The following is an 11476-nucleotide window of genomic DNA, read 5'->3' on the forward strand; positions in this document are numbered from 1 at the left end:
ACTTTGATGTTAATTGACGTAGTTGGCTAAAAAAAATGTGCAACTTAAACTAAGCTGCACATGATTGAAGGTGTTGTGTATTTGGTCAGGCAAAGCCAGATAATTATAGATTGATGGAACTTAAGAGTTTTTTTAGCTCTGGATCGGATGGTTTTGGTGCGTCTGCATGAAAGATATTTCCGTCTTTATCAATGATTATAAAGCGTGGGATTCCTGCTAATTTATACTCCTTTATAAACTTATCTTCACGGCCTTTTGGAGCATGTAATTGTATACCGCCCATTTTATTTTCTTTAATCATTTTCTTCCAGGTGTCTTTATCCTCTAAATCGTCAACGGAAATACTAATAAACACGATGTTTTTGTTTTCGTATTCTTTTTCCAGTTGTTTTAAAAAAGGTATTTCCGCTCTGCACGGACTACACCATGTTGCCCAAATATCAATGAATACATATTTTCCTTTAAAGTTATCAAGAGAGCTTAATCCACCTTTAACGTTTTCATAGTTTGTGAATTTTGGAGAGGGAGTTCCTTTTGATAAATCGGCAAAAAGTGATTGTCTTTTTGCCGTATTTTCTGATATTCTTTTCAGCTCATTATCTAGTCTCCCATTAAACGCTTCGTGTTGCTTGTTGTAAAAAGCGGGATCCATATTTTCTTTGTACTGGTTTAAGAGTTCAATGTCTTTATTTGAACTTTCCTTGATGGATTTTGCTAAGTCATCGCCATATAACGGGACTGATTTTGAAAGTTCCTTCATTTCTTGCATTTGCTTTTCTCGATAGGCCACAAAGAAATTATTTTCAACGGATCCATCTCCACTATACTGCATCGTTTTGGTTGTGATATCTGCATTTAACGTTAACTTGAAGCCTTTTTTTAAATACAACATGGAGAAAAGGTTATTTTGATTGTCTCCATGCGTTATAAAAAAATCAATGTCGTTCACAGGAAGTTTAATGGTGTCAATAAAGCTTCCATCAGGTTTCAAATGAATAATTTCCCTAAAGCCATTTCGGCCCTGGCTTGCAACCATGAGCGTTTCGTTAATTGGATTTTTAATCTGCCCTTTAAAAACAGCATAATTGTTCGATTGCTCTTGGCTATATCCAAATAGACTAAAGAAAAGAAGGGATAGAGTCAAAATTATTTTTTTCATGCGTGTTGTTAATATTTGTAAGTTCCTAAAGTATATAAGTATTTGAATATTTACAAATTAAAAAGAACATTTTTGTATGTTTTATTTATTTTATTTTGAATTTATTATCATGCGTGTTTAAGCTATATTGAATATTTAATGGCTGGCTAAATAAATTTTTTAAAAGCATTGATGAATTTATTTGTTACTATTATAAGTTATATTGGCTATTTTTTTTATTTCGTCTGAAAGATATCTTACTTAGTTAGTTTTGGTTGTTTTTTTCTACTGCTTGTTTTTTTGAAGTTTCGAATGTTGATTATCTATACCTTATTACAAGGTTTTGTTTCTGCTATTTTTTTTGTTTGTTTGTATTTTTTTATGTACTTTAAATATCTATATTTAGATATTTTTTGCAGCTGGATATGTTGCAATGAACCTAAAATTTTGTACTTAAAGTTAAACCAAACATTTATGAATCTTAAAAAAGTACATCATTCCTACTCATCTAATTTATTTTCCCTTAAAAAATTAAAACGTCCCGTCTTTTTCTTGAGTGTTTGTTTATTTTTCCTTGTCGCTTTGGCAGACCATTCTCATGCTAGTAATTTGGAGACTAAAAAGGCAAATTTTTTTCAAGATGGTCCCATTACGGGAAAGGTGGTCGACGAAAGTGGAAATCCTTTAGCAGATATTGCGGTGTACGAAAAAGGGGTCAATAATTATGTTAAAACCGATCGAAAAGGGAATTTTATCATTCCTGTTAATTCAATGAGCAGTACGTTGGTGTTTACTGGGGTCTTTTATGAAACCATTGAAGTGCCACTGGAAGGTCGTAAACCACTTGTGGTAACGCTTAAAAGAAAAGAGCATGATTTAAATGAAGTGGTAATTACTGGTTACCAAAAACTAAATGCAAATGAAACCACTAGTTCTTATTCGAATATAAAACAAGAACAATTAAGTAGAAAAACCCGAACAAACATTCAGGATAAACTTGAAGGGTTAGCCCCAGGATTAGTATTTAGTCCGAATTTGATAAGATCGAGCGATGATCAAAGTAAAAAGGAACTTAACATTCGGGGTGTTTCCACTCTATCGGCAGATCGATCTCCTTTGGTGGTGGTAGATGGATTTCCCATGGTCGGCGACTTATCCACGCTAAATCCAAACGATATTGAAAGCATAACCGTATTGAAAGATGCAGCGGCATCTTCTATTTACGGAATTAAATCATCAAATGGTGTAATTGTTATTACAACAACGAAAGGTAGAGGGGATGAAAAACCAAAAATCGATTTTACAAGTACAGTAGCGATTGGCCAAGCTCCAAATTTGGATTATACCTTAAATAGAGTCAATACAAGTGAGTATATAGACATGCTTCGGCAGTCCTTTACCTATCGACCGATACCAAATAATGCAGGATTGTTTGTTAACCCAGTTACCCAAACCCTGACCGATTTAGCTCAAGGGAAAATTAGCCAACAACAAGCGGATGATGTTTTAAATCAATTGAAAAATAACGATAATTTTTCGCAGCTTCAAGATAATTTATACCAAAATTCTTTAGAGGTACAGAACAATCTTGCTTTAAGTGGTGGCTATGGGAGAAACAGGTATCGCGTTTCTTTAAACAATGTGTATAAACGCCCTGTTGAAACGCTTAGTAAAAGCAATAGAACCATTTTCGATTTTAGCAATAACTTTTATATTTCTGATAAAGTGCGTTTGGATGTTTTGGGTAATGTTAACTTTACTAATACAAAGCAAAATCTTATTAATAGAGATGCCTTATTAAGGCAATTACCCCAGTACACACTGTTGAAAGATGGGGCCGGAAACTTTATACCAGTTTACAATGAAACGGGTATAGGGAATTTCTCTTCATTAGGGGTGTATCCAGGAACATATTCTCCAGCAAAGGGGCAAGAATTAATTGATGCGGGTTTTAAAGATCAATCATTTAACCCATTGGCCGAAGCAAGAGAGTCGACGTATAATACAAATGGGTATTCTTTCCGTCTTCAAAGTAATTTAAATGTGAAAATTCTTCCCGGATTGGAGGGAGATTTTGGCTTTCAGTACGAACGTGCTTTTTCGAAAGGAGATCGCATGCTGACGGAAAATTCAGCAGAGGGAAATTTGTTATATAATTCAGCTTCTGAAAAGGGGCAAGGAGGATTAATTACGAATAATATACCAGATGGAGGTGTTTTAAGTAGAGAAATTGGTGAAAAAGCATCGTATACAGCTAGGGCTCAATTGAACTATAATCGCTCTTTTTCTAATGGTGAACATGTTTTAAAGCTTATTGGGGGTACGGAGATTCGCGAATTGAAAGATAAGTTAAATCGTTTCACAAAGTTTGGATATGACGCCAGTTCTTTAAATGAATTTCCGACCAATAACGAAAAACTAGTTAATGGCTTCCCCTCTGTTGAAGGTGGTAGTTTTCGTATGCCAAACCTGGGCATTAGGACTCCTCAAAGTCTAAATTATGAAAACGACGTTACAAACCGTTACTATAGTGCCTATGCAAGCGGTTCATATATTTTTAAAAATAGATATACTGCAAGCGCCAGCGTTCGGACCGATCAATCTAATTTATTTGGGACCGATCCAAAATATCGCTATATCCCCACATGGTCTATAGGAGCCAAATGGAATATTTCTAAAGAATCTTTCTTTCAATCGAAAAAGATAAACAGTTTAGTACTTCGTTTTACCTATGGATTAAGTGCAAATGTGGCTAATTCAACGGGGCCATTTTTGCAAACGGTAACCAGTCCTTCTTTGTACACAAGACAACCGCAGGCCTCTATTGCTACGCCTCCAAATAATCAATTAAGAAAAGAAACCACACGTAATTCTAATTTTGGCGTTGATTTCGTTGCATTTAAGAATCGCTTAAGTATTACAGCAGATTATTATATCAAAAATTCTGTTGATGTATTGAGCAATACGCAAGTGAATTCGACCCTTGGTTTTAATCAGCTTGTCTTAAATGCGGGCGAAATTAGAAACAGAGGCTTTGAGACAAGTATCCGTGGCGATATTTTTAAAAACACTGCGTTTAAGTGGACGAGTATATTGAATTTATCGATTAACCGAAACCGTGCAACAGCAAACTTTCCACTCGACTTAAATAATGTTTTTCTTTCCAATTACATAAAAAGTGGTTACCCTTTAATGAATGTGTTTGCAACCCGATTTGCAAGATTAAACGACCAGGGAAGTCCAGTGTTTTTGAAAGCAGATGGTACCGAATTTGAAAATTATGATCAATTGGACGTAAAGGATTTGGTTTATAAAGGGTCTTTAACTCCGGTATTGAGTAGCGGCTTAACGAATATTTTTGGTTATAAAAATTTCGAACTTTCGTTTTTAATCATCTTTAACGGTGGTAATGTGATGCGAAGAGATACCTATACCGGGGATCCACAAAGAGAATTGACATACTTCCCAAAGAATGCAGCTCAAAGATGGACACCAACCAATACAAATACCGCTGTTCCTGCACTTAAAACCACGAATGATTATTTTATGAATCCTTCAAGTGGATTGCTTTATCAAAATGCCGATATCAATGTTATTTCAGCTAATTATTTAAAATTGCGTGAAACGACTTTGGCTTATAATTTTGATCAACGAAAACTCAAAAAAACACCCTTCAGTGCGTTAACAATTCGGTTCCAAGCAGATAATTTGTTTACATGGACTAAAAATAAAGATGGAATTGATCCGGAAGCTTTCGGTTTACAAGGGTTTACTCCATATAGATTACTTTCTATTCAGCCCACTTATACATTTGGTATTACCGCTTCATTTCAAAAAAGATAACACAATGAAAAATACATTATTTTATATAGTAGCATGTGCAACGTTATTTCTTGGTTGTAACAAGTATTTAGATGTTGAACCCAAAGGATTTCAAATACCTTCTAAAATAGAAGATTTTGAGTTGATGCTCACCTCAAACAATATCATTCAATTAAGAGATTATGTACTGTATGATTCTGCTGACGATATTTATTATGCAAGTTCGGCTAGATACCCATCGGCAGTGTTTGATAATACTTTTAGTTTTCAGAAGGATATTTATCCCAATGGGGTAACTCAAACGCATTTATGGGATTTGCCTTATGCCGGCATCTACAGTTACAATACCATTCTCGAGAGTATTGACCAAGCGACTGGAAGTAATTTACAAAAGAAAGCCACTATAAAGGCTGAAGCTTTGCTAGGGAGAGCATATAATTATTGGTCTTTGGTAAATACGTTTGCTAAGCATTATGATTCGCGTACGGCCAGTTCTGATATGGGGGTTCCTATTTTGACAAAAGCCGATGTGAATCAATCGGTTCCAGCTAGATCGTCCGTGCAAGCAGTATATGATTTGATTCTCCAAGATGTACTAACTGCGCTTCCTAATCTTCCATCTGTTAATAAATCATATCGAGCAACTAAAGCTTCTGCTTATGGTTTTTTAGCGAGGATATATCTTTATCAAGGGAAGTATGCAGACGCAAAACAAGCAGCAGATAATGCTTTAATGGAAAACAGTTATCTGGCTAATTATACAGCAGTTAACGCTTCGACAACTCTGGCTTTAAAACCATTTTTTGATCAAGAACAAACGTATAACCGGGCTTATACCTTTGGTTCGTATACGCCTGATTTAACGTATTATGCCTTGCATCCAGAATTTATAGCTTTGTTTGAAGCAGGTGATATGCGACCTCAATTTTTCTTTTCATCAATTGGACCGACTAATCAACTTGAGGTAATTATAGCTCCAATACTTCAAAGTAATGGAATCTCTGTGCCGGAAATTTATTTAACAAGAGCTGAGTGCAATGCAAGACTTAATCAACTTCAAGCAGCAGTAGATGATGTAAACATGTTGCGTAAGAATCGCATTAATCCAGCTAACTATTCTAATATTGCTGTTACCAATGCGAATGATGTTTTAACCAAAGTATTGGAAGAACGGAGAAGAGAGTTATTCCTAAGTGGGAATCGCTTTTTTGATTTAAAAAGGTTAAATAAAGATCCCAGATTTGCAAAAGATGTTGAGCATATGTTTAATTCTAAACGCTATGTGTTAAAACCAAATTCAGTAAATTATGTGATGCCAATTCCCTATAAAGTTATTCAATCAGCACCCGCTTTGGTCCAAAATGAAAGAGAAGTAATTAGCCCCTTATAAAGAAATACTCATTAAAAAAAGCTCAAAGGCAATCTTATTAGAAGAAGCTTTTGGGCTTCTTTATTATGTTGTATTAGCCTTCTAGAGTTGGCTCTTTAATTATGTGCTTTTGGTTCAAAGTAGAGTGCAACTCTTTATCTTCTTTAAGTCTTATTTTCTCATGGACTGGAAGCCATAGGAATGCATTTAAATCTTGGGAAGTGAACTTAAAGGCTCGTACAATCATGTAGTTTTTATAAAAAAGAAAAAACCGCTTCGGTGAGGAAGCGATATTAAAGTTTTTTAGATAGCACTTATTTTATTTTGCTTTGGGCTTAAATACAATTTCATATGAACTGGCTTTAGTTATGAAATCTTTTGCGAAAGTGTTAACATCTTTACTGTTTATAGCTTTTACAATGTTTTCAAAGTTTTCCGGATCATTTCTATTATAGCCGTTTTCTACGAATTCAATGGTTGTATTCATGTTGTAACTATTCGAATTTTCAGAATCCTTTCTATCTTTTAGGATACTTGTTAAAACTTTAGCTAGTTCTTGCTCATTGATTTTTCCGTTGCAGATTGCATCTATTTCTTGGTGAACAATTTTTATTAATTTCTCGGAAAGGTCAGGGTTACAGTTGAAGGTTATTTTTAAAAGACCTTCTTCTGGATTTTTAATAAGGGTTCCTTCTGTTCTAGAATTATAGATCCCACCTTCTTCTTCTCTTAATGTGGCAATATAACGAAGCGAAAGTAGTCTTGCAAAAGTAGTTAAGAGATATTTGTTTTTCAATGAATAGTCTATAGGTTTTTTAAATGCGATGTTCACATTGGTTTTTGGAACTTTCATTTCAATGAATACATCTTTATCTATTTTTTTATTTTGCCATTCAGAACGGGTATTGGCCTTCCAACTTTCCTTAGCTTTTGATGGATCAGATGGAATAGAAGCAATATATTGCGCTAAAAGAGACTCTAATTGATTTGGTTGTATATCTCCAGTTATAAAAAACTGAAAGTCAGTAACGTTTGAAAATCTATCTTTGTAGATTGCTTTAATTTTCTCGAAATCTAGGGTAGAAAGCATTTCTTCGTTTAAAATCTTGTTTGCCGGATTGTTTGCCCCATAGATTGATACCTTTAATGAGTCCTGTTGCTGAGCATTGATGTTTTGACTCATCATTTTTAAGAATTGTTTTGCATTATTAATAGAAAGATTAAAATCTTCTTGATCAAAACGAGGGTTTGTAAATCGCAAATTGGTTAATTGGAGCAAGGTTTCAAGATCGTTTGAGCTAGACGACCCATTGATTTCTTCGCTGCTTTCATTTAAGGAAATACTACTTTCAACTTCCTTTCCCGCAAGTTTTTTTGTTAGTTCAGTGTTGCTGAATTCTCCAATACCAAAGGTTTGAAAGAAATCGTTAAAGGCTGCTGCGTTAAAAAGATCATCTACAGGAAGAAGAGATGTACCGCCTTGACTTTTGGCTTCTAATTTAACTTTGTTTTTATTTTTATCAGCGAAAGTATAGTAAACTTTAACCCCGTTACTTAAGCGGTATTCCGTGAAACCTAAATTTTTATTTTCCTTTTTTTCAATAATTTTTCCTGGAGTTAAAGTTACGCCAGATAACAAGGGTTTACTAGCCTTTTCTTCTTCGTATGGTTTTAAGGTAGTGCTGTTTTCGGCTTCTTTAAGAATTGCTAATGCTTGATCTTTTGTTAAATTGTCTTTTGATTTTGAACTGATGACCGTTATTACGCGGTTTTTTTGTGTGTAATATTTTTGAAGCTGTTTTAATAAATCCTCAGGTGTAAGATTGTTTAGTAAGGGTTTCACCACTGTATAAAATAGTTTTTCCGTATCGGTGATCGTTCGATTATTTAAAAAGTTTTTCTTAATCACATAACTATAAAAGTTATCATCTCGATTGCTTATTTCTGCAATGGCATTTTTGTACATGCTTAGCTTTTTTAAGATCACTCTGTCAAATTCTGCTTTTGTAAATCCAAACTTCACAGCGCGGTTAAGCTCCATTATGGCAAGGTTAAATGCTTTTTGTTGCATTTTTTCACCATCTTTAGGCATTACTTTTACTTCTAAATTTTCGGTAGTACGCGTATGATCTGCTACTACGCAGGTTGCATATAGAAAAGGGGCATCTGGTTTTAAGCTTAAATTACCCAGGCGTTCTGAAAGTATATCGCTTAATAAGCCATCTAAAAGACGTTCTTTTAAATCACCTACCGTGTTCACACTTGATGGGATGGCATGTCGAATGTCGAACGTAATCATCGTTCCACTTGTCTCGTCATCCAAACCAATGGCGTAGTCTAACTCTTGACGGTCTTCAATTTTAACGTTAAAACGCTTGCTTGGATTTTTAACAGCCGGAATGGATGAAAACTTACTTTTAATCTTTGCTTCCATTTGTTCCATATCGAAATCGCCAATTATTGCGATAGCTTGTAGATCTGTTCTATACCATTCGTGGTAAAAATCTCTGAGGGTTTGATACTTGAAGTTTTCAATAACATCCATCGTTCCAATCGGAAGTCTATTTCCGTAAATAGAATGACCAAAATTTGCATCTATTACCTGCTCGCTTGCTCTTGCTGATCCGTTCTGACGATTTCTCCATTCTTCTTTTATCACGCCTCTTTCCGCGTCGATTTCTTCATCGGTTAGGAGTAGGTAGTGCGACCAATCGTGCAAGGCCTGTAGACCAATGTCTATCATACGCGGAGTGGTCGGCACTTTGTTAATGTTGTAAACCGTTTCATCGAAGTCGGTATACGCATTGATATCTCGGCCAAATACAATGCCTTCTTTTTCCAAGGTATTTAATAGTTCTTTCCCTTTAAAATGTTCCGTTCCGTTAAAGGCCATATGCTCTAAAAAATGGGCTAAACCTTTTTGGTTGTCCTTTTCTAAAACGGAGCCAACATTTTGAATAATGTAATAGCTGGCAACATTTTTCATTACATCTGTACGATGAAGATAATAGGTCATTCCGTTTGGTAAGGTGCCTTTTTTTGTGCTTTTATCAATAGGGAGTGGACTATTTAAGTTTAAGCTTTGGGCAAATAAACTGCCGCTCAAACTAAGAAATAATAGCGTAATTAAATTTCTTTTCTTCATTATGTATATTTATTTATACTGCAATTTATTATTAATATTTATAAGTAGTGTGTTTTTTAGTAAATAAATTGTGGTATTTGTTGTATATAAAATATACATATTTAATAGACTATTTAAGTTGTTTTTGTGTTTTTTTTAAACTGAATTTATATAACGACTGTTCGATGAAATAGTGAAATAATTATTGGAAACGTTGATTTCGTGAGGTTGGATAGGACAAAGTAGCATCCAAAAAAAGGGCCTTAATTTTAAATTAAAGCCCTTTTTTTAATAGTATGTTTGTGTAAGTCTTACTAGAAAGAATAGCTTAATCCGCCGAAGATGTTAAAGCCGTTCATTTGATAGTATAGGTATTTGCTATAGGTCGTATTCAGCAGGTTGTTTACTTTAGCAAATGCTGAAAATTTCGAATTTATTTTATAGCTAGCACCTGCGCTTAAATCAACAAATCCTTTTACTGTTACAATAGATTCAATATTTGGATCTGGTGTAGTGTATTGCGCTGGAGGAACCGGTTGCATCACATTTACCTTTGCTTTTACATCACTTTGTACCACAAGATCAGCGTTTAAACTTAATTTCTTGTTAATGGTGTAGAGAAAGTTTGAGTTAACTCTTAAACCAGGTTTAAACCAACTGTATGTTTCAGTAGAAGGAGCATAATCATCAATGTTCAATTTACCCGTCCATTTTAAAGCATCACTTACTTGAACAGAGATTTCACCTTCAATTCCCGTTACTTTGGTTTTTCCTAAGTCGTAAATAACATCAAATTTATTAAAGTTGTCGTAGTTATTGATAAATAGCGGCATTCCATCAATTTGTTTTACGTAGAAACGTGCTTTATAGCCAAAACCCGGACCGCCAGTTCCTTTAATACCTGCACTAATATTTAGTTTTTCGACACTGTTTTTTATAAAAATATTGCTGTTCAACCAAGGGTTTTCATCTGTGAAATTCTTGAGTGAGTTTCTATTTACATCACCTTTTACCTCTGCAAATACTTGGAGAAAATCGGGTATAAGGGTAAAATCGGCGCTAATGGCTGGAAATAAGTTGGTACTGCTATACGTGCCGAATTCTTGTACAAAGTTTAATCCAACGTTTACATTTACTCCATTAAGTTGTAAACGTGCATATGGATTTAAGCGTAAAAGATTGTTGCCAACATCAGTTTGCGCGTCTTTCGTGCTCCCAAATTCTGTGGATGCTGCCACACCTAAATTGAATGAGCCAATGCGCTTATTCAAATACCCATTTAAACTGAAGTAACTTTCTTTGGCACTGAATTTATCGCTCCAAACATAGCCATCCGCTTTCAGGGCATAAGCCATAGCATTTGGATCAGGATTATAATTTTTTACCAGTTCGCCTTCCAATTCAAATAAACTGAGTGCTTGTTTTTCAGGGTTTGGATTTAACGTTGGATTATCCGGGTTTATCCCGTAAAAATAAGTGCCATTTCGTTCAAAATTAAAGCGACCGCTTACGGTTGTTTTGTCTAAAATACTGCGCCCGAATACACTTAATTGTTGTGTACTGTTATTTTGTTTATTTAATTTCCCGTTCTGACTAAAGTGCTTAAAGTAAGCACCTGCTTGCAAACCTTCGTCTTTTCCGGTATTGATGTATACTTCACCTAATAATGTTCCTAATGAACCAATACCACCTTTAACGTAATTGTTAATGAGCAGGGTTTCTTTTTCATCAGCCACTTGTTGCGCTTGAAGCTTTTTAATGTCGCTGTTTAGCTCCAACTTACGGTCGGTAATACTGTAATTAAATTTTGCTTTATAGGTTTTTACGTCCTCTAAATTTGGGCTTCTACGAAGTTTTACGGCCTCTGCTAAGATGGGTTTATAGGGACGAACGACTTCGATTTCTTCGTTAACGGTAGCTTTCTCTTCTGGTTTTTTTTGAGGTTCTTGCGCGAGGGCAATTGTACATCCTGAAACCAAGAAAAACAGTGTGCTATATAGATATTTAATCGATTGTGTCATTT

The 11476-nt window shown here is 34.8% G+C and carries 5 protein-coding genes; 2 read left to right on the forward strand and 3 right to left on the reverse strand.

Annotation, left to right across the window (positions count from 1 at the left end; translation table 11 throughout):
- Positions 1-103: 103 nt before the first annotated feature.
- Positions 104-1159: a TlpA family protein disulfide reductase gene (locus tag ACJVDK_RS00070; protein ID WP_443938279.1), complete on the reverse strand. Its 1056-nt coding sequence runs from the start codon at positions 1157-1159 to the stop codon at positions 104-106.
- Between the two features lie 561 nt (positions 1160-1720).
- Here ACJVDK_RS00070 and ACJVDK_RS00075 point away from each other — a divergent pair.
- Together ACJVDK_RS00075 and ACJVDK_RS00080 are read left to right on the forward strand one after the other, a co-directional pair.
- Positions 1721-4981 carry a SusC/RagA family TonB-linked outer membrane protein gene (locus ACJVDK_RS00075; RefSeq protein ID WP_443938280.1) on the forward strand — a complete coding sequence of 1087 codons (3261 nt, stop codon included), beginning with the start codon at positions 1721-1723 and terminating at the stop codon, positions 4979-4981.
- 4 nt (positions 4982-4985) lie between these two features.
- Complete coding sequence (locus tag ACJVDK_RS00080) at positions 4986-6350, forward strand: RagB/SusD family nutrient uptake outer membrane protein (protein WP_443938281.1); 1365 nt, start codon at positions 4986-4988, stop codon at positions 6348-6350.
- A gap of 298 nt (positions 6351-6648) precedes the next feature.
- Here ACJVDK_RS00080 and ACJVDK_RS00085 read toward each other — a convergent pair whose 3' ends face one another.
- Positions 6649-9474, reverse strand: a complete 2826-nt coding sequence (locus tag ACJVDK_RS00085; protein ID WP_443938282.1) for a M16 family metallopeptidase — start codon at positions 9472-9474, stop codon at positions 6649-6651.
- 293 nt (positions 9475-9767) lie between these two features.
- Positions 9768-11474: a hypothetical protein gene (locus ACJVDK_RS00090; RefSeq protein WP_443938283.1), complete on the reverse strand. Its 1707-nt coding sequence runs from the start codon at positions 11472-11474 to the stop codon at positions 9768-9770.
- Between the last annotated feature and the right edge of the window lie 2 nt (positions 11475-11476).

It is taken from the genome of Pedobacter paludisoli (assembly GCF_052344095.1).
In the GTDB taxonomy this organism is placed as follows: Bacteria; Bacteroidota; Bacteroidia; order Sphingobacteriales; family Sphingobacteriaceae; genus Pedobacter.